Consider the following 18,675-nt stretch of genomic DNA (forward strand, 5'->3'; position numbering starts at 1 on the left):
TCAGATGGCCCTTACCTGTGTCTCGGGTGACACCTCGCGGAAGACCTGCTGGGCGTTGATGCGAGCGGCGTCGCTTGCGAAGGCGGCATCCAGAAAGACAGCGCGCAGCGGATGCCGTCCAGCGATCGCTTGCACGACCTCGTCGGTGACGTCATCAGCGAAGCACGCGATCAAAGCGTCATCGGCGACCGACAGCACACGTCGGCCTCCGACGTCCTCGACCGCGATCGGCTCAGCAAGGTCGAGCCCCCAGTCCAGCAGCACCTGAAAGAGCAGGTCTTCGTCGGTGCGGTCGGGCTTCACGCTGCGGACGGCATCCAAGAGCTCGAATTGCACCAGGTCGTCCGCGGTTGCCGCCGTGTCAGCCATGCTTGTCGTTGCAACGTGTAGTGACCGAAAGCCGACGTCGAGATCTTCGCTCAGCTGTCCGGCGGACTGCGTCACCTGCGCGCCGGCGCGGCGCAGGCGCTCTCGGGCGATGTCGGCGATGGTGTCATAGTCGGGCTGGTCAACCGGCTCGCCGAGCTGAATGAGAATGTAGCGGCGGTGTCCGCCATCCGCGGCATTCAGTTCCATGACGGCGTGGCCAGTCGAGCCAGAGCCAGCAAAGAAGTCGAGAACAACCGCGTTCGGGTTGTTCCTGGTGATTGCGCCAATCCAACGCACCAGGACTGCGGTGTCCTTCGGGTAGTCGAAAACGCCAGCGCCCAGCAGATCAGCAAGCTTCTTTGACCCGGGCATACGAACCTGGGTGAAGGTGGGGTACGGGACCCGACTGCCTTGCTCCTCGAGGAACCGCTTCAGGCGGGGGGAAGTTGTCTCGTCCGGCCCGAATACGACTCGACCTTCAGCAATCAATGCTTGCATCCTGTCGGCCGAATAGACCCAACCGTTCGGATGCATTCTAACCGGCCGCCCGGTGACTGGGTGGGCGACTGGATATTGTAGATTGGGACGTGGGTTCGGGCTTCGCAGGTCCGTTGCCTGGAACACTCGGCCCGACTCGTCAATCTGGTCGTAGCGGAAGACGGCCGGCTCCAGGTCGGCCTTGATCACCCTAACTCCGCTTCGGAAGATTTTGGTTGCCTTCGCGGGGTCGCCCTCCGACTGCTGCCAGGCGCGGCGAGCGACCGCCTCGACCTGGTCGATCCCAGGCTTGGGCTCCACCCAGCGAGTGTCGAGAGAACGAAGCAGACGCTCGTTCTTCGCGTAGATGAGCATGTAGTCAACGCCACCCGCTGTGTAGCGCGCATCGTTCTTCCCGCTGCCTTGCCACGTGACATTCGCGATGAAGTTCTCCGAGCCGAGGACCTGGTCAAGGAGCAGACGAAGGTTCCCATGCTCGTGGTCGCTGATGGCGACAACTATGACCCCGTCGTCGGTCAGCAGGCCACGCGCCAGCTTGAGTCGGGAATACATCATGCTCAGCCAGTCGGAGTGAAACCGACCGTTTGCTTCAGTGTTCGCCACAAGTCGGTCACCGATCTCCGACTTCTGGCCCGAGCGCATCAAGTAGTCGGCGCTCGATTCCGCGAAATCGTCTTCGTAGACGAAGTCGTTGCCTGTGTTGTACGGCGGGTCAATGTAAATGAGATTGACCTTGCCCAGATAGGACTCCTGGAGCAGCTTGAGCGCTTCCAGGTTGTCGCCCTCTATGAAGAGATTCTTGGTCGTATCGAAGTCGACCGACTCCTCCCGCGCCGGGCGCAGGGTCTTCGCGATTGGGGCATTGGTGGCGAAGGCCGCGGCGCGCTTGCCCGGCCAGTCGAGCTGGTATCGCTCCTGCGGCCCATCCACGATGTGGTGAGAGAGTTCCTGGCGGAGAGCGTCGAAGTCGATCGCACGGTTGGGGTTGCCATCGGCGTCGAGGGTTTCGGTGATGACCGTGGGGAAGAGTTCCGCGATCGCATCGATGTTGCGCTGGGTGACGTCAGGCGAGTGCATCTTGAGTCTGTCCACGGTCATTCCTTGTTGCTCGGTGTGGGGTTGGTCAGCTCGGTCAGAACTGCGGTGCGTTCACTGATCTGCCTTCGATATTCGATCTTTCGGTTGAGTTGCGGTTCGGTGCGCAGCTTGCGCTCCAGTGCGGCGATCTCGCGCTGAAGTCGTCGGGCGCGGTCCAGTCTGTCGATTGCCTCCGGGACTGTCTCGCCGGCGCGCTTGTCCATGGGCAACAAGGCGCTGAGGATCGCCTCATACAGGCCCGGCAGGTCGAGCGCGGTTGGCAGGGGCTGCCGCTCGGCGTCGGCGGACAGCCAACCGGCCGAGTAGTAGGCACCGACCGCGGGAGTCTTGCCGCCGAAGGTCTTCTGTGCGGCGACGGTGCGCACCTTGTCGCCGCCGGTGACCTCGAAGACGATCGGGAAGTGCACGGTCCTGTCGATGGCGGCGAGCACGTCGTCGGAAACGTCTACTCCCTTGGTCTCTACGGTGAATACCTGAATCTCCGGCACGGCGGTGGTTCCCCGTAGGCGGACGGTGTCGTCCCCTAGCTTGTAGCCCCAGATGATGCGCTGGACATCATTGACGAACTTCTCGCGCAAGGCGGCGCCGACGTTGCCGTGCTCGTAGAACTTCGTCTTGGGCACGGTGCGGCCGAAGGCTGCGTTGGGCGGCCAGCGGTAGAGGACGGGTTCAACCATCGGTGGGCTCCTCGACGATGGCCAGGAAGGCGATCAGCTCGAAGTCGTCGAGCCCGGCGATGGTCTGAAGGAGGGCGGTGGTGCGGCCGGGGCTGAAGAGGCTGTCGACGTCGCGTTCTTCGGTGACGTCAATCATGGAGCGGATCGCCTCGGTCAGCAGGTGGCTGTACCGGCTCATATCGGCACCGTCGCGGGTGGCGGCGTTGAAGACGCGGCACACCTCCCATGCAGGCTCGTCACGGTTGCGGCATCCGGCGCGAATCAGGTCGAGTAGGTGCTTGACCTCGGTGTAGTCGGCGATGACCTGACCCTCGTCGTCGAGGTAGACGAGGTAGTGCGGGTGCAGGCGGTTGCCGCGGTTGAGGTGCTCGTCGGCGTTGATGTTTCGGAGCACGAAGAGCGCGCCAGGCTTGAGGCCTTTGTCGCGGTCCGCGGGCACTACGGCGTGCAGACCCTTAGGGGTGCCGGCCAGGTCGCCGTACTCCTTGATGTAGCCGAGCAGGTCCATCCGGAAGTCGTTCAGGCCCAGGTCGGTGATCGAGACGCCGGTGCGCACGTCTTCGAGTTCGATGACCTCGTCCTGGAGTTTGCGGAGCTGCTCCTTGCGGAATGCGGCGTCGCTGGCCTCCTGGGTGAGCATGTTGTCGTCGGCGGTCGCGGCGAGGTCGGCGATGACCATGCGGTTCTCGACGCGCTCTTTGAGGTTGATGTACTCGTCGAGAGAGATATCGGGCCAGAAGTTCACGAGCTGGATGCGCTCATTGATTGAGCCAATGCGGTCAATGCGGCCGAACCGCTGGATGATCCGCACCGGGTTCCAGTGGATGTCGTAGTTGACGAGGAAGTCGCAGTCCTGGAGGTTCTGGCCCTCGCTGATGCAGTCGGTGCCGATCAGCACGTCGATCTCCAACGATTCCTTCGGCATCACCAGGTGTCGCTGCTTGGACCGCGGGGAGAACAGCGTGAGCGTCTGCTGGAAGTCATAGCCCTTGCCCGCTGTCGTCGAAGGGTTACCTCGGCCGGTCACGAGAGCGGAGTTGTATCCCTGCTGCTTCAGCGTCGGGGCGAGGTTTCTATAGAGGTACTCGGCGGTGTCAGCGAACGCAGAAAAAATAAGTACCTTGCGGTTGCCCGGGTTCAGCGGCTGAGTGAACTTGTTGAGGATGAGGTCCTGCAGCACGCTGAACTTCGCGTCGTGCTCGGAGGTGATGTCGCTGATCGAGGCGAGGAGCTGCTGGATGACCGTGGCGTCGTTGAGTAGGTCCCGGGTCCACGAATCGACGTCCATGTCGGCCAGGTCGATCTGCACCTTCTTGCCGACCGTGCCGCTGGTGGGAATCTCGAAGTCGTCGTCCTCGGCGTCAACGTCAGCGAATGCCGAGATGAGGTCGGCGATATTGGTCGAATGGTTATCGACGGCCTCGATCGCCTCGGCAACCGTCGTCTCAAGCCGGTTCAAGGTTAGTCGAAACGCCTCGACGCTGGACTCCAGCCGCTTGAGCAAGTTCACCGTCATGAGCTTGCGGATCCCCTGCTCTCGACTGGCCGCCCCCAGGTTCGCGTTTTCACCGCCCATGAAGTTCTGTCCGCTGCCTGCGCCGTAGATCTGCTCGTACTTGTCACGGCGGCTCGGAAGAACGTATGCAAGCGGCGTATACACGGCGAGCGTCAGGAGCTGGAGCTGCTCGAAGATTGCGTTAAACGTCGGCGCGTCTGTGAGCTCAGTCAGTGGCGGGCGCAGCGAGGCCGGCTTCAACCGCTGGGGGAATGCGCCGATGTCCGCCGTGTCGTAGAACGCTTGGATGTGCTTGCGGCTGCGGGCGATGGTGACCGCGTCGAGCAGCTCGAAGAAGTTGAAGTCCAGGCGCGCCAGGATCGCGTCGGTTGTGCGGTCATCCGGCTGCAGGTCGCTCCACTCGTTGAATACGCGCTGCGCCTGCCGGAACACCTCCTCGATTGAGGTCTGAATGTTCAGCTTTTCGGCGAGCTGTGTCGAGTCGCCCTCGTAGGCCAAGGCGAGCTGGTTGCGCAGGTCGTTAAACCTGTTGTTCACCGGTGTCGCGGAGAGCATCAGCACTTTGGTCTTGACGCCCTCACGGATGACCTTGCGCATCAGTTTCTGATAGCGGGTCTCACGTTCCTGTACCAAGTCGGCGTTGCGAAAATTGTGCGACTCGTCGATCACGACCAGGTCATAGTTCCCCCAGTTGATCAGGTCGAGCCGTTTGCCTAGCGAGTAACCGCCGTCGCGGGACAGGTCGGTATGGGCGAGCACATCGTAGTTAAAGCGGTCTTTGGCGAAGATGTTTGTCGTGTAGTTGCTGTTGTAGTTCGTCCAGTTGTCCGCGAGTTTCTTCGGTGCCAGCACGAGCACCGTCTTATTCCGCAACTCGTAGTACTTGATCACCGCCAGTGCCGTGAATGTCTTGCCCAGTCCCACGCTGTCCGCCAAGATGCAGCCGTTGTACGTCTCCAGCTTGTTGATCACACCAGTCGCGGCGTCCTTCTGGAAGTTGTATAACGCCCTCCAGGCCTCGGTGTCCTGATAGCCGGTCAGATCGTTGGGCAGCACATCCTCATTGATGTCGTCGAGGAACTCATTGAACAGGTTGTAGAGGATCAGGAAGTACACCCGCTGCGGGGAGTTCTCCGCGTATACGCTCGCGATGTGCTCCCTCACCGCCTCGGTCACATCCTCGAGCTGGTCTAGGTTGTGCCAAATTTGGTCGAAAAGCTGGATGTACTGTCGCGTCAGCGGGGCATCATCGATCTTGTGCACCATGTTGGACACCGCCGGACCCCGTTCATAGCCGAGGTCCGCCGTGGTGAACCCCTGAAGCGGTGCATAGGCGGCACCGTCGTCGACGACGGCGAACGACTGCATGGGCGCTCCGGTGCGGTTGGAACGGAACGTCACCTTCTGCCGTACCCACTCCGCGCACTCCCGCGCGATCGCCCGCTGTGTCAGCTTGTTGCGCAGCCGGATCTCGAACTCCGATCCATACAGCGTGGCGTCCCGGTTCTTGTCTTTCGGGATAAAGAACAGGCGCTTTTCCGGCGCGGGCTTGTCGGTCGCCTTCGTCGTCGTGAACGACGGTGCAGTGAAAATGAATTCGAGCTCCTTGATCGATTGGAGCTCACATTTCAATGCCTCGAAGGCGAAGATCGAGAACGTGCTCGCCGCGATCCGCAACTTCGACCCAGGCTTGATTGATCCCTTGAGGTCGTCACCAAGGAGTTCGTTAAGGTTGTCAATGATCCTCATCGGTCGACCTTCTCGCTGGTGGCGTCGACCGCGCCGTCAGCGCGCACCCACGCGTCAACCTCGGTGATCTGAAACTTCCACAGCCGTCCGACCCTGTGAGCGGGCATCGCCTTGTTGGCGATCCAGACATAGACGCTGTCCTTGGTCACGCCGAGATGCTCAGCTATCACGTCAGCAGACACCCAGGGCTCAGCCATACATCGCAGATTAGCCTACAGGCCCCGTCTTTGCCCGTTTCGCCGGATTCTTGCCTGGATAGCCCTGGCCCGTCGCGACTTGTGCCCCGCCGTTGTCATCAGTCCTCCGACGCATCCCTCCCGTTGCTGGCTACGGCGTGCGAGCCGTGCGAGCACGGCCGGAGGCCGCGCGCAGGGCGGTGAGACGCGCCGTAGCCAGCAACAGCGGTGGGCGCAGCCCGCCGCCTTGACGGAGTAGAGAAACTCCTCACAGCACTCGTGGCGCTGGTAGGTGGGGAGGCCCATCCTTAAACTGGTGAGGTGCGTGAGTCGCCAGGCCTACCTGAGCTGACCGTTCCGTCGGCTCGTAGTGCAGCACTGCGACTACTTGGCGGCGATGCGCGCCGATGGGGGCATGTTCAAGCTGTGGCCGCTAAGGCGGCGGGGGCGGCGCGAGCCTTGGCGCCAGCGGAGGCTGAGCTGCTCGTGCTAACCGCATGGCTTCACGACGTTGGGTACGCCGAGCCGCTCATGGCGACAGGCTTTCACTCGCTTGATGGCGCCCAATGGTTGCGCCAGCAGGGCCACGAACGGGTGGCGTGCCTGGTGGCGCATCACTCGTGCGCGTCCTTCGAGGCAGCCCTGCGGGGACTGTCTAAGGTCATGGCGACCTACCCGGACGAGGGCACCGCGGTACGCGACCTGCTGACCTACTGCGACATAACGACCGGCCCAGCAGGCCAGGCGATGACGATGGATGAGCGCTTGGCGGATGTGCAGGAGCGTTACGGCGCGGACGGAGTGGTCACCCGCGCCCTCCAAGCAGCGGAGAAGGAGCTGTCGCGTCAACTGGCTGCCGCAGAGCGGCTGTTGGCCGACTCTCAGCCGATGTAGGCCGCGGCCTCTCCGCGTAGGGCCACGCGGACGCGCAGCAGGATGGAGGGATGTACCTCGTCCTCGGTCATGGCTTCGAGGTCTTCGCGTGTGTGCCAGCCCACCTGACGGGTCTCGGCACTCAGTCGCGGGCTGCCACCGATGACGTGGCCGGCGAAGCAGACGGAGAACTGCTGGCGCACTTCCCCGTCGTCGTAGCTGACGACGTGGTGGGGGTCCGAGAAGACGCCCACGAGACGGTCGACTTCGATGTCGTAGCCGGTCTCCTCGCGAGCCTCCCGCACGGCCGTGTCCTTGATCGACTCTCCGGGCTCCATCCCGCCCCCGGGGATGGACCACCGGTCGGTGTCGCTGCGCCGGTGCATGAGCACCTTGCCGTCCTTCAGCACTACCACGCTGGCCGCCGGCACGAGGCTGTTTGGCGCGGGGGCATTGGGGTCGCGGTAGTGGTCGACGCGAGGCACGGCCACCAACCCTAGAGGAGCAGGAGGCTCAGACAGATGTGGCGGTGGCCCACACGTCGTCCATGTGCTGGACAAGGTTGTCGAAGACGCCGCCCTGGCCGACCCGGCGTAGGTGGAAGAGCGGGGACTCGTAGCCGGGCCGGCCGAACAGGTGCGGGGTGTACAGCAGCTCGTCGTCGAAGCGGAAGATCGAGTTGTACATCACCGTGCGGTGGTAGCGGACCTCGGTGAGGTCAGAACGCACGCAGGCATCCAGGTGGCGCAGCGAAGAGCGGATGCGCGGGGCGATGCCGCCGTCCAGGCGCTCTTCGGCGTCGCGAGCGGCCACCTCGGCGCTGTCGGGGTCGGCCACGGCGATGCGCACGCGGCACCCGTCACCGGCTTTGGCGACCAGGCGGGTGCCCAGGGCGGGGTAGAGCTCAGGCAGGAACTGCACGGCGTAGCCGAGGACGTCGACGGCGTGCCGGGCGTCGTCGATGAGGCGCGTCCACAGCGAGCTGGGGGCGTCGGCGCGGTGGGCGTAGGCGGCGACGACCTCGGCGGTGCTGCCGGCGCTACTGTCGAGCCGGGTCTCGCTGGTGGGCCACAGGTACGCCTCGTCCTCGGCGACGAGCTTGGCCACCGCCCAGCGGTGCCGCTGGTGCGGCACGCGGCCCTTGAGCCAGCGCTGCACCGTCTTCTCGTCCACCCCGGTCAGCTTGTGGACGTCCTCGACGGTCACGGTCGCGCGCACCATCGCGCGCCGCAGGCGTTCGTTCTCCACGTCACCCTCCTCGTTGGGACGTTTCGACACTATCCCAAGACGTCCTAAAACGTCCCACAGGGACGTTCGAACGTCCTTGCGAAGCCGGTGGACTCGGGATCACGGCGAAGCGCCGCTGAGGCAAGCCGCGGCCACGGGCCGCTGACAACGAGGAGGACGACATGGCGATCCAGGGTGCGATCCCGCTGGGGCAGGACCTGGTGTTCCCGCACGGGGCGTACGTGGTGGGTGAGGTCGAGCAGGTGCAGGACTTCGACCGCCGCCAGGCCGGCGAGGTGGACACGCAGTCCCGGGACAAGAACACCGGGGAGCGGCTGTGGGCGGTGCGGGTCATGGACGCCGACCCCGAGGCTCGCCGCGGTCAGGCGGAGGTCGTCGTCAAGATCGCCGCGGAGCACCAGCCGGTGCCGCCGGCACCGCTGCCTGGTCTGCCCTTCCGCCCGGTGGTCTTCGAAGGACTGACGGCCACGCCGTACGTGGACACCAACCGTGCCCGGCCTCGGCTGGCGTGGTCGCTGAAGGCGACGGGCATGGCCGCCCCCGGCAAGAGCACCGCGGCGAGCACGGCGAAGGCGGACGCGGGGCGGGCCGCCTGATGCGGACGGTGCACCGGCGCCATGCACGGGCGGAACGCAGCATCGCCGGACAGATCGGTGCGCTGCTGCGTTCCCGTCCCACCTCGCAGACGCCGTACCGGGACCGTGCGGTGTGGTTCGAGCGCAAGGCGCGGCTGTTCGGGCGCCTGGCGGAGCACTACGGCCAGGGTGACCCGCAGGAAGCGGCCGAGTGCCGCTACCTGGCCACCGTGGCCGCTGAGGAGGCGAGCCGGCTCCGCTCGGTTGAGGCGGTGGCTCGGTGATCGGAGGACCGAAGGGTGTGGTGACGCGCCAACCCGCCCGGCAGGACACCAGCTCCACTGACGACTGGGTGGCGGATCTGCTGCTGATGCTGCTCGAGCTGGCCTGGTGGCTGCTCAGGGGCGTCGTGCGGCTGGCGTGGCGCTTCCCCGTCCCCGCCGGCTTCGCGCTCGTCGGTTGGTGGGCCTACCGCAGCGACCACCTGCTCGCCGTCGGGATCGTGGCGGTCGTCGTGGTGGTGGCCGTGGTGACGTGGCGCCTGGCCTGGCCCAGCTCGTTCCTGTGCTGGGTGTCGCGGCCGGCGTGGCGACGGCGCAAGCGGCGGGCGATCCGGCACAGCTGGCCTGGACTGTGCGAGCGGGTCGGCCTGGCGCTGACCGTTGTCGAGCACCGCTCCGGTGGCCGCTCGTCGTGGACGCCGGGGCTCTCGCGGCTGCGCTGGACCTCCCGTGAGCACCTGGTGCTCTCGGCGCGGGTGCAGGTGGTCGCCGGGCAGACCGTCGACGACCTCGCCGCGGCGGCGGAGAACCTGGCGGCGGCGTGCGGGGCATGGTCATGCCGGGTGCGCAAGACGTCCCCGAACACCGCGGTCATCACGTGGCTGTTCGGTGACCCGCTGGCGCACGTCGTCTCCCCGATGCCCGTGCCGGACGTCGTCGACGCCGCGGCGGTGCCGGTGGGACTGCGCGAGGACGGCCAGCCCTGGCTATTGCGCCTGGCCGCTACCCACGTCCTCATCGTCGGGGTCACCGGCGCCGGCAAGGGCTCGGTGGTCTGGTCGCTGCTCGGCGGCCTGGCCGGCGGCATCCGTGACGGGCTGGTGCAGGTGTGGGCCGTGGACGGCAAGGCCGGCATGGAGCTCGAACCCGGCCGCGCGCTGTTCACCCGCTTCGCCACCACCGTCGAGGACGGCGTGCAGCTTCTGGAGGACGCCGCCGTGCTCATGACCGAACGCGCCGCCCGGATGGCCGGTACTGCCCGCCAGCACGAGCCCTCTACGGGCGAGCCGCTGCTGGTCGTCCTGGTCGACGAGGTCGCGCTGCTGACCGCGTACACACCGGATCGCAAGCTGCGCGACCGCGCGGAGAAGGCGCTGGCCGCGCTGGCCACCCAGGGGCGGGCACCGGGCGTGGTGCTGGTGGCGGCCTTGCAGGACCCGCGCAAGGAGGTCCTGGGCCTGCGCAACCTCTTCCCGACGAAGGTGGCGATGCGGCTGGACGAGAAGTCGCAGGTCGACATGGTCCTCGGCGAGGGTGCCCGCGACTCCGGGGCGCTGTGCCACCAGATCCCCGACACCACCCCGGGTGTCGCCTACGTCAAGGTCGACGGCATCCGCGAACCGGTGCGGGTACGCGCCTCCTACTACGACGACGAGGCCATCGCGGGGCTGGCGCGGACGTACGCACCGACGATCCGGCCGGTGTTCTCCGTCGTCGACGACCTGGCGGACGAGGAGGGGGTCGCGTGAGCGCCACGACCGCTCCTATATCGGCCGTCGTGGTGGCTGCTGTGGAGGTTGAGGCCGGTCAGCGCTTGTTGTCTCCGACGTTCGAGCGGTGGGCGGAGCAGGCCGCGAACTGCGGGCACTGCGCTCGACCGATCCGCCTGCGTGGGCAGGCCACCACCTTCGACCGGGCCACCGGTGAAGTGCTGTCGACGTACGACTCGGCCACCGAGCCGGACGGGGTGCTGTACGCGCGCTGCGGCAACCGGCGGGCGAGCGTGTGTCCCTCGTGCAGCCACGAGTACAAGGGCGACATGTGGCACCTGCTCGCCGCCGGGGCCGCCGGTGGGATGAAGGGCGTGCCGGAGTCGGTGGCCACTCATCCGCTGGTGTTCGCCACGCTGACCGCTCCGTCCTTCGGGGCCGTGCACGGTCTGCGGCGCCGGTCGGGACGTCCGACGATGTGCCGGCCTCGTGCCACCTCGGCGAGGTGTGAGCACGGCCAGCCGCTGGGGTGCCGCACGGTGCACGCCGAGGGGGACCGCCTGCTGGGGCAGCCGCTGTGCCCGCAGTGCTACGACTACACCGGGCACGTGGTGTGGCAGTGGTGGGCACCAGAGTTGTGGCGCAGGTTCACCATCGCGCTGCGCCGGGTGCTGGCCGCCTCCCTTGGGCTGACGCAGAAGGAGGCGCACACCCTGGTGCGGGTCTCGTTCGCAAAGGTGGCGGAGTTCCAGCGCCGCGGCGTGGTGCACTTCCATGCCCTCATCCGCCTGGATGGGCCACCCACGGAGTCGGAGGAGTTCCCGGCTCCACTCGTCGATGTGACCGTCCAACGGTTGTGCGAGCTGGTGCACGTCGCTGCCTCGCGGGTGTGGTTCGACGCGCCCGCCACAGCACCGGGCGAGCCGCTGCGCCGGCTGCGATTTGGCATGCAGGTCGATGCTCGTGCCGTCACCGCGGACGCCATCCGGGAAACCGGCCGCGCCGATGACCCGGACGCCGGGCTGCACCCGGAGACGGTCGCGGCCTACATCGCCAAGTACGCCACCAAGGCCTGCGACGACTTCGGGCTGCCGCCCCGCCTGCGCGATCCGGAGGCTGCGCGACGCATGGGCATCGCGGAACATGTCTGCCGCCTGCTGGCCGAAGTGCACCACCTGGCGCGCACGGGCGGGGTGAAGTACCTGGCGCTGGCCAAGTGGGTGTCGATGATCGGCTTCCGCGGTCACTTCTCGACCAAGTCCCGCCGCTACTCCACCACCCTGAGCCGGCTGCGCTCCGCCCGGAAGCGGTGGACCGTGGAGCGACTGCGCGACCGCCTCACCGGCCCGGCGCCTGTCGATGAGCGCGGTGCCATCCCACCCGAGCCCGAGGTCAAGGTCGAGGACACCACGCTCGTCGTCAGCTCGTGGTCGCTGGACGGCATCGGTTGGCTGACCGCCGGGGATGCGGCGCTGGCCGCCACCGCTGCTGCCCAAGCGCGCGAGTGGGCCGATGAGCGGGCCAAAAGGCGACGTGAGCTGCTGCGTGGGTGACGTGGTGGTGGGGGAGTGGGGACCACTGCGGGGCGTCCGCCCGATGCAGAGCGCCTTCCTGGTCGGTCGGTGCCCGTCAAGGGACGAGCGAAGCGAGATCACGAAGTGACGCCAGAGGCGCCCTTGACGGGCGCCGGGCGGCCTGGACCCTGCGGCATCGGGAGGCCGCCCCAGGCGAGGCAGAAGACAACGGCGACCACGACCGGCGCGTACGCGACGAGGTCAGGAACGGGGTGTTGGTGATGGAGAAGCTGCTGCTCTCTCCGGAGGAGGCGGCCGAGGTGCTCGGCGTGGGACGTTCGACGGTGTACGACCTGATGAGGATGCGCCTGCTGCCGAGCGTGAAGATCGGCCGCTCGCGCCGCATACCGGTCGAGGCGCTCCGCCAGTACGTGCAGCGGCTGACGACGTCGGACGTGGCGTGAGCAAGCGCGCCAACGGCGAGGGCACCATCTACCAGCGCAAGGACGGGCGCTGGGAGGGATTGTGCTACGTGCTGTTGCCGTCCGGCGGCCGAGCTCGGCGCAGCGTCTACGGGCGGACGCGCGCAGAGGTGCGCGAGAAGCTGACGGCGCTGCAGCGGGAGAGCGACCGTGGTGTGCCGGTCGAGGCGTCGGGAACGCTAACCGTGGGTGCCTACTTGGAGACGTGGCTCCGCGACGTCGCAGCACCGAAGGTGCGGCCAGCCACGTACCGGGGCTACGAGATGTACGTCCGGCGGCACCTCGTTCCGGGCCTCGGGCGCAAGAGGCTGTCGCGGCTGTCGCCAGCGGACGTGCGCGCTTTCCTCGCCGACCGCCGTGCAGCTGGTCTGTCGCCGGCGTCGGTCAAGCAGGTCCACGCGATTTTGCGTACCGCATTGCAGCACGCCGTGCGCGAGGACCTTCTTCCCCGCAACGTCGCCCGCCTCGTCGTGGTGCCGAACGCCCCGCGGCACGAGTGGCAGCCGTTGTCGATCGAGGAAGCACGAGCACTGCTCGACGCTGCACGTGGTGACCGCCTGTACCCGCTATGGGCAGTGGCACTGGCCGTGGGGCTGCGCCGCGGGGAAGCGCTCGGCCTGCGCTGGTGCGACGTCGACCTGGACGCCGGGCTGCTGCACGTGCGTCAGGCGCTACAGCGCACGACGGAGGGACTGGTGCTCGTCCCGCCGAAGTCGGAACGCTCCCGTCGCACCGTGCCCCTTCCTGCTGTCGCGCGCGGCGCCTTGCGTGAGCATCGACAGGCGATGGTGGCGGAAGCGCTGCGGTCGGGCCGGCCGATGACGGCTGACACGCTCGTGTTCACCACGCCGATCGGAACACCGATGGATCCTCGCAACGTGAGTCGCATGTTCGTCGAGCTGCTGCAGGCGGCAGGACTACGGCGGGTCCGGCTCCACGACCTGCGGCACACCTGTGCCACGCTGCTCCTGGCTCAGGGCGTACCGGCTCGTGTCGTCATGGAAGTGCTCGGGCACAGCGGCATCACTCTGACAATGAACACCTACAGCCACGTCTTGCCGACGATGTTGCAGGAAGCCGCGCAAAGCATGGACGATGCATTGGGTCGGTGAATGTGCCCATCACGCCGTGCGTCCTTCTCGGCGGCTACTCCATTGCCTCAACGGAGCCGATGTTGCCTCCTATCATGTAGTTGATGCTTCGCTACTCGCCAGGAACTCGGTAGCCATGGCATACAAGCTCTTGCCTTGGTACGTCCATGCGTCGGGTCCTGAAATGGTCGGCGCAGAACCGTCCGTGGCACACACGATGATGTGCTGTACGAGTTTGGTGGGGGACCAACCGTCCACATCAGGTTCTCCCAGCCAGTGGACCGGCTTCTGCCGGTCACTCCGCCAGGTAGCGACCGATCGAGCAGGATCCTCCAAGAGCCACTGATTGACCGCAGTGACCACCTCGGGCTTCTGCAGTGTCTCGAGGCGCAGAGTAAGTTGGCTGCCGTTCGGAATCAGTGAGTTGTCGACAATGACAGCCGCTGAACGCTGCTGGCGGGTGCGTTGTGCAATCTTGGCGCTCACGCTGCCGGCGTTCGTCGTGACTGTGGGACCTAGGACGCGATCTGCCATGTCATCGATCGGGAAGATCTGTTGGAAGGTGGCGCACAGGCCCGATCCGTCGTTGGGATCGACGAACAGGCTGAGCTCGACGCAGTAGATTTCCAGCTCTTGTGGGGCCAGCTCAGTCAGCCAGCTGACGGTGGACATCACCTGAGATGGGAAGCGCTCGGCGATCAGCACGATGCGTGGTCGGGTGAGGAGCTCCTCGCCCCAGTCTCCCTCGACGTGATCCGTCAAGCGTGCAAGAGCGGCCTCAGGTGTCACCGGCTCCTCGGCTGTCCGGTTGAGGTACTCCGCGTGCACCGCGCCGAGCGCCTCCTTGGTGAAGCGGGCCACGAGGGCTGCGTAGGTCAACGCCTGGAGGTGGACGCGCTTGTCACCGTCGCGCTTGAGCTCCACGACCACGAGCTGTCCGGTCGAGTCCAGGCCGAGGACGTCCAGACGCTCTGTGGCCACCTGCCCGCCGGCAGTCGCCCAACGGTCGAACTGCTGTGTGATCACGCGGACGTTGCCGCCGAGGACCTCCGGGTGCTCCACCACCCAAGGCTCGAGGTGGTCCACCTCCAAGAGCCCCTGCTTGTCCAGGCGCGTCCGCTCGAAGGGGGTGGCCTTCGCACCATCCACCCTGAAGACGTGTGCAGCTGGACTCACAGTGATCGCCCCTCGTCGTCGGCTTCCAGCGCACCCTAGGGGCTGCTGCGGGCGAGGTGCATGTGCGTCCAGACGGCACCGGTCCCCCGAGGCGCTGGCGTGCTCACCGCAGAGGTTGCCGTCACCCGTTGCCGTCACGGCATCCGAGTGGAGCCTCGCGGAAAGCATCAGTGCAGGTCGAGCGGGTGGGCCCCCAGGGGCTCGAACCCTGAACCCGCGGATTAAAAGTCCGCTGCTCTGCCAGTTGAGCTAGAGGCCCTCGCGGTTGCCCGCACCCGGCAGCCTAGCCGCCGCGCGCGATCGGTGGCGCCCGGTCACCACCCCCCGGTAAGCGCTTGCCGCCCATCGGTGCCCCACGGAGGATGGCGGCGTGACCGCGCTCACCCTGCACCCGGACCGCTTGCTGCCCGCCGACCCCACCACGCGCGGCATCGCCCGCGAGCTGTACCAGCAGGTCCGGGACCTGCCGATCACCTCCCCGCACGGTCACGTGCCGGCGCGGTGGCTGGCGGAGGACGCCGCGTTCGAGGACCCCACCTCGCTGCTGCTGACGCCCGACCACTACGTCACCCGCCTCCTGCGCGCGCAAGGCGTGAGCCTCGCCGACCTGGGGGTGGGGGAGGCGGACCCGAGCCCGCAGCAGCGGCGCCAGGCGTTCCGGCTGCTGTGCGAGGACTGGCCGGTCTTCCGCGGCACGGCGGTCAAGACGTGGCTGGAGGCGCAGCTCGTCGACATCTTCGGCGTCGACGTCGTCCCCTCCGCGGACACGGCGGACGACGTGTACGACGCGATCGCCGAGAAGCTGCCCACCCCCGAGTTCCGGCCGCGGGCCCTGTTCGAGCGCTTCGGCATCGACGTGCTCGCCACCACCGACGACCCGTGCGACGACCTGCGCCACCACCGCGCCCTCCTCGACGAACCGGGCTGGCGCGGGCGCGTCGTCCCCACCTTCCGGCCCGACGCGTACCTCGAAGCGGGCAGGCCCGGCTGGGCCGAGCGCGTCGACGCCCTCGGCGCCAGCGCCGGCGTGGACACCGGCACCCTCGCCGGGTGGGTCAGCGCGATGGTCGAGCGCCGCGCGCACTTCCGCGCCCACGGGGCTGTCTCCAGCGACCACGCCCACGCCGACGCCCGCGCCGAACCGCTCGGACCCCACGAGGCCGAACGCCTCTACGCCGCCGCCCGCGCGGGCCGGGTCACCCCGGCGGAGGGGGACGCGCTGCGTCGGCACCTGCTGTTCGAGCAGGCCCGCATGGCCGCCGACGACGGCATGGTCATGACGCTGCACCCGGGGGTGTGTCGCGACCACCACACCGCCACCGCGCAGCGGTACGGCAGCGACGTCGGTGCCGACATCCCCACGGGCGTGGAGTTCACCCGCGCCCTGCGCCCCGTCCTCGACGCCTTCGGCACCGCACCGGGTTTCCAGCTCGTCCTGTTCACGATCGACGAGACGGCGTACTCGCGGGAACTGGCGCCGCTGGCCGGGTTCTACCCGTCCGTGTACGTCGGCGCGCCCTGGTGGTTCATCGACGCCCCCGACGCGATCGGCCGCTACCGCCGGTCCGTCACCGAGACCGCCGGGTTCTCCCGCACCTCCGGGTTCATCGACGACACGCGCGCCTTCCTGTCCATCCCCGCCCGGCACGACACCAACCGCCGGGTCGAGTGCGGCTACCTCGCCGAGCTCGTCGCCCAGCACCGCCTCACCCCGGACGAAGCCGCGGAGACGGCCGTGGACCTCGTCGTCGCCCGCCCCCGGGAGGCGTTCAAGCTCTGACCGGCACCCCGCCGAGGCGCCACCGGTGACGACGACGGCCCCGCCCCCCGGTGCGGGGGCGGGGCCGTCGACGTGCTGCCGGGCGGGAGGGCTCAGAAGGCCGCCGGGTCGGTGCCCGCGCGCACCGCGGTGCCGGTGCGCTGGGTCTGCGCCCCGCGGGCCGCCTGCGCCTGCTGCTGGGCCTTCTGCTGCTGCATCGCCTGGGCGTACTGCTGCTTCACGGTGTCCATGTCGAGCGCGCGGACCTGCTCGATCAGCTGCTCCAGCGCGGTCTCCGGCAGGGCGCCGGGCTGACCGAACACGGGGATGCCGTCGCGGTACGCCACCAGCGTCGGGATCGACGTGATCCCGTACCGGGCGGCGAGCTGCTGCTGGTCCTCGGTGTCCACCTTCGTGAACGTGATGTCGGTGTGCTTCTCCGACGCGCGCTCGAAGACCGGGCCGAACTGGCGGCACGGCCCGCACCACTCCGCCCAGAAGTCGATCAGGACGATGCCGTCCTTGACGGTCTCGTCGTGCGTCTCCAAGGTCAGGGCCTGAGTGCTCATGCCTCACCCAACCACGCGAGCCTTCTCAGGCTTCCCGGCGCCCGACCCGGTCAGCGGGGGCGGCGGCCGGTCAGCGCCAGCAGCTCCTCCTGCGCGGTGGCACCCTCCGGCGCCGGCAGCGCGGGACCGAACACGCCGTAGGAGCGCCACTCCTCGGCGTGCACGCGCAGGTACGCCAGCAGCGGTTCCACCAGCTCCGGCTCCAGCCGGTCGTCCGCACCGATCAGCCGGGCGATCTCCACGGCCCGCAGCGCCCGGAACGCGATCACCTGCCACAGGTAGTCGCGGGCGCTGTAGTCGCCGAAGGAGCAGTGCACGGTGCGGTCCAGGTCGTCCAGGCCCTGCGCGGCGGCGATCGCGTCCTCCGCGATCCGCTCGAAGGCCGCCACCGGGTCCGCTCCCAGCAGGTCACCGCTGTGCGCGTCCTCGCCGACCTCCGCCATCGTGCGCCCGGCGAGCATCGCCGGCACCCACGCGTCGTCGTAGGCGTGGTAGTTCAGCAGTTCGCGCAGCGTCGGGTCGCTGTCGGGGTCGCTGGTCGACACCACGCCCCGGGTGCGCAGGTCCCACTGGTCCTCGCGGACCTGGCGGACGACGGCCAGCAGCGCCTCGTCCGCCAGGACGAAGACGGTGCGCTCGTCGGTGGTGGGGGGAGGGGTGGTGGTGGGGGAGGTGGTGGTCTCGGTCACGGTGTCCTCCGGTCGTGGTCGTGGTCGTGGTCGTGGTCGTGTCGTGGAGCGGGTGCCGCCGTCGGGCGGTGCGTGCACGACGCTAGGAGGCCAACCCGTCAGGACGTGTCGGGATGGGGGAGCGGTCCGGCCCGGTCCCGGCTGTGCGGATCCTGAGTTGCCGCCGCACCCGTGCGGTGCTCAACTGTTCCCGGAGCACGAGCCCCGGCCCCGGTGGAGAAGAGACGCCGAACCGGCTGCCGGGCGCGTCGCGACGGGTGCACCAGCGAGCGCCGCCGACAGGCGCGCCCGCCCGTCCCCTCCCGCGCCGCCGCAGCGACGTGCCCCCCTCGACGAACCACCCCGCCACCTCGGCGCGGGTGAAGAACCACGACCCACGGGAGTCCCCATGGCCATGAACGGCGCGCACGAGCACGACCTGACCCGCGACACCCGGCGTTCCAGCGGCAAGGGGCTGGGGGTCGCCGCCCTCGGCGTCGTCGTCCTGAACGTCGCCCCCTTCTTCGACTGGGTGCAGTTCCAGGGCACCGAGCAGGGCCGCGTCGGCTACGAGACCGACTCGCTGGTGCCCTTCACCGCCTACCTCGGCCTCGGTTTCCTCCTCGCGATGGCCTACGCCCGCAAGCGCGCCCGCCGCGGCCAGCACCGCGGGCTGACGCTGGCCTCGATGGCCGTGGCGCTGGCCACCACCGTGCAGTGGACCGCCTTCGCCGTGCAGCCCATGGGCGGCCTGGAGCGCGGCGACGCCCTGACCCCCGAGATCGGCGTGTACATCGCGATCCTCGGTGCGGCGATCTGGGCCATCGGCTCCGGCCTGCTCGCCAAGGAGGTCGAGGGTGACGACGACACCGTCGACGTCCGCGCCGGTGCGGAGCAGTCCGTCCGCCGCTGATCCGCGCCGGGGG

General features: G+C 67.9%; 18 protein-coding genes and 1 tRNA gene. 9 read left to right on the plus strand and 10 right to left on the minus strand.

Going from position 1 to position 18,675, the window contains the following annotated elements; all coding sequences use genetic code 11:
• The 4 genes from V9U69_RS02705 to V9U69_RS02720 are packed head-to-tail and all read right to left on the minus strand — an operon-like array spanning window position 1 to window position 6,104.
• Window positions 1-1,965, minus strand: coding sequence for a site-specific DNA-methyltransferase (locus V9U69_RS02705; protein ID WP_442907555.1), 1,965 nt, complete (start codon window positions 1,963-1,965; stop codon window positions 1-3).
• The gene (locus V9U69_RS02710) at window positions 1,962-2,642 is read right to left on the minus strand and encodes a DUF4391 domain-containing protein (protein WP_337059760.1); all 681 of its coding nucleotides are present in this window, start codon (window positions 2,640-2,642) and stop codon (window positions 1,962-1,964) included. The genes V9U69_RS02705 and V9U69_RS02710 overlap by 4 nt, the downstream gene beginning before the upstream one ends.
• Window positions 2,635-5,907 carry a helicase-related protein gene (locus V9U69_RS02715; protein ID WP_337059761.1) on the minus strand — a complete coding sequence of 1,091 codons (3,273 nt, stop codon included), beginning with the start codon at window positions 5,905-5,907 and terminating at the stop codon, window positions 2,635-2,637. The genes V9U69_RS02710 and V9U69_RS02715 overlap by 8 nt, the downstream gene beginning before the upstream one ends.
• On the minus strand, window positions 5,904-6,104 hold the full coding sequence (locus tag V9U69_RS02720; protein WP_337059762.1) for an excisionase family DNA-binding protein: 201 nt from the start codon (window positions 6,102-6,104) through the stop codon (window positions 5,904-5,906). Before V9U69_RS02720 ends, V9U69_RS02715 begins: the two co-directional genes overlap by 4 nt.
• 300 nt (window positions 6,105-6,404) lie before the next feature.
• Between V9U69_RS02720 and V9U69_RS02725 the strand changes: the two genes are divergently transcribed.
• Window positions 6,405-6,977, plus strand: coding sequence for an HD domain-containing protein (locus V9U69_RS02725; RefSeq protein ID WP_337059763.1), 573 nt, complete (start codon window positions 6,405-6,407; stop codon window positions 6,975-6,977).
• On the opposite strand, the gene V9U69_RS02730 is transcribed toward V9U69_RS02725, so the two are convergent.
• Together V9U69_RS02730 and V9U69_RS02735 are read right to left on the minus strand one after the other, a co-directional pair.
• Entirely contained in the window at window positions 6,965-7,441 is a 477-nt protein-coding gene (locus V9U69_RS02730) for an NUDIX hydrolase (RefSeq protein ID WP_337059764.1), read from the minus strand. The genes V9U69_RS02725 and V9U69_RS02730 overlap by 13 nt on opposite strands.
• A gap of 28 nt (window positions 7,442-7,469) precedes the next feature.
• Window positions 7,470-8,204 (minus strand): XRE family transcriptional regulator, encoded by a 735-nt coding sequence (locus V9U69_RS02735; RefSeq protein WP_337059765.1) that lies wholly within the window; start codon window positions 8,202-8,204, stop codon window positions 7,470-7,472.
• A 161-nt stretch (window positions 8,205-8,365) separates the two neighbouring features.
• Between V9U69_RS02735 and V9U69_RS02740 the strand changes: the two genes are divergently transcribed.
• The 6 genes from V9U69_RS02740 to V9U69_RS02765 all read left to right on the plus strand — a co-directional run bounded on the left by V9U69_RS02740 (window position 8,366) and on the right by V9U69_RS02765 (window position 13,598).
• Complete coding sequence (locus V9U69_RS02740) at window positions 8,366-8,800, plus strand: hypothetical protein (protein WP_337059766.1); 435 nt, start codon at window positions 8,366-8,368, stop codon at window positions 8,798-8,800.
• Window positions 8,800-9,063 (plus strand): hypothetical protein, encoded by a 264-nt coding sequence (locus V9U69_RS02745; RefSeq protein WP_337059767.1) that lies wholly within the window; start codon window positions 8,800-8,802, stop codon window positions 9,061-9,063. Before V9U69_RS02740 ends, V9U69_RS02745 begins: the two co-directional genes overlap by 1 nt.
• Before the next feature lie 20 nt (window positions 9,064-9,083).
• Window positions 9,084-10,529, plus strand: coding sequence for a hypothetical protein (locus V9U69_RS02750; RefSeq protein ID WP_337059768.1), 1,446 nt, complete (start codon window positions 9,084-9,086; stop codon window positions 10,527-10,529).
• The gene (locus V9U69_RS02755; protein WP_337059769.1) at window positions 10,526-12,043 is read left to right on the plus strand and encodes a replication initiator; all 1,518 of its coding nucleotides are present in this window, start codon (window positions 10,526-10,528) and stop codon (window positions 12,041-12,043) included. Before V9U69_RS02750 ends, V9U69_RS02755 begins: the two co-directional genes overlap by 4 nt.
• 242 nt (window positions 12,044-12,285) lie before the next feature.
• Window positions 12,286-12,468 (plus strand): helix-turn-helix domain-containing protein, encoded by a 183-nt coding sequence (locus V9U69_RS02760; protein WP_240894974.1) that lies wholly within the window; start codon window positions 12,286-12,288, stop codon window positions 12,466-12,468.
• Window positions 12,465-13,598, plus strand: coding sequence for a tyrosine-type recombinase/integrase (locus V9U69_RS02765; protein WP_337059770.1), 1,134 nt, complete (start codon window positions 12,465-12,467; stop codon window positions 13,596-13,598). Before V9U69_RS02760 ends, V9U69_RS02765 begins: the two co-directional genes overlap by 4 nt.
• Before the next feature lie 72 nt (window positions 13,599-13,670).
• Here the strand turns inward: V9U69_RS02765 and V9U69_RS02770 are convergent, their stop codons facing one another.
• Both V9U69_RS02770 and V9U69_RS02775 read right to left on the minus strand, forming a co-directional pair.
• The gene (locus V9U69_RS02770; protein ID WP_337059771.1) at window positions 13,671-14,726 is read right to left on the minus strand and encodes a hypothetical protein; all 1,056 of its coding nucleotides are present in this window, start codon (window positions 14,724-14,726) and stop codon (window positions 13,671-13,673) included.
• A 213-nt stretch (window positions 14,727-14,939) separates the two neighbouring features.
• A tRNA-Lys gene (locus V9U69_RS02775) sits at window positions 14,940-15,012 on the minus strand.
• 111 nt (window positions 15,013-15,123) lie between these two features.
• On the opposite strand from V9U69_RS02775, the gene uxaC reads away from it, so the two are divergent.
• Complete coding sequence (uxaC, locus tag V9U69_RS02780; RefSeq protein WP_337059772.1) at window positions 15,124-16,533, plus strand: glucuronate isomerase; 1,410 nt, start codon at window positions 15,124-15,126, stop codon at window positions 16,531-16,533.
• 92 nt (window positions 16,534-16,625) lie between these two features.
• Here uxaC and trxA read toward each other — a convergent pair whose 3' ends face one another.
• Window positions 16,626-17,081, minus strand: coding sequence for a thioredoxin (gene trxA, locus V9U69_RS02785; RefSeq protein ID WP_337059773.1), 456 nt, complete (start codon window positions 17,079-17,081; stop codon window positions 16,626-16,628).
• Window positions 17,082-17,131: 50 nt separating this feature from the next.
• A complete protein-coding gene (locus V9U69_RS02790; RefSeq protein ID WP_337059774.1) occupies window positions 17,132-17,770 on the minus strand; it encodes a hypothetical protein in 639 nt (212 codons plus the stop codon).
• Window positions 17,771-18,158: 388 nt separating this feature from the next.
• Here V9U69_RS02790 and V9U69_RS02795 point away from each other — a divergent pair, with 388 nt between their 5' ends.
• A complete protein-coding gene (locus tag V9U69_RS02795; protein WP_337059775.1) occupies window positions 18,159-18,662 on the plus strand; it encodes a hypothetical protein in 504 nt (167 codons plus the stop codon).
• Window positions 18,663-18,675: the final 13 nt, after the last annotated feature.

This window comes from Kineococcus sp. G2 (genome assembly GCF_037154035.1).
In the GTDB taxonomy this organism is placed as follows: Bacteria; Actinomycetota; Actinomycetes; order Actinomycetales; family Kineococcaceae; genus Kineococcus.

Coding starts and splice junctions, on each gene's coding strand:
- V9U69_RS02795 (WP_337059775.1), top strand. CDS start 18,159: ATGGCCATGAACGGCGCGCACGAGCACGACCTGACCCGCGACACCCGG.
- V9U69_RS02745 (WP_337059767.1), top strand. CDS start 8,800: ATGCGGACGGTGCACCGGCGCCATGCACGGGCGGAACGCAGCATCGCC.
- V9U69_RS02720 (WP_337059762.1), bottom strand. CDS start 6,104: ATGGCTGAGCCCTGGGTGTCTGCTGACGTGATAGCTGAGCATCTCGGC.
- V9U69_RS02715 (WP_337059761.1), bottom strand. CDS start 5,907: ATGAGGATCATTGACAACCTTAACGAACTCCTTGGTGACGACCTCAAG.
- V9U69_RS02705 (WP_442907555.1), bottom strand. CDS start 1,965: ATGACCGTGGACAGACTCAAGATGCACTCGCCTGACGTCACCCAGCGC.
- V9U69_RS02710 (WP_337059760.1), bottom strand. CDS start 2,642: ATGGTTGAACCCGTCCTCTACCGCTGGCCGCCCAACGCAGCCTTCGGC.
- V9U69_RS02760 (WP_240894974.1), top strand. CDS start 12,286: ATGGAGAAGCTGCTGCTCTCTCCGGAGGAGGCGGCCGAGGTGCTCGGC.
- V9U69_RS02740 (WP_337059766.1), top strand. CDS start 8,366: ATGGCGATCCAGGGTGCGATCCCGCTGGGGCAGGACCTGGTGTTCCCG.
- trxA (WP_337059773.1), bottom strand. CDS start 17,081: ATGAGCACTCAGGCCCTGACCTTGGAGACGCACGACGAGACCGTCAAG.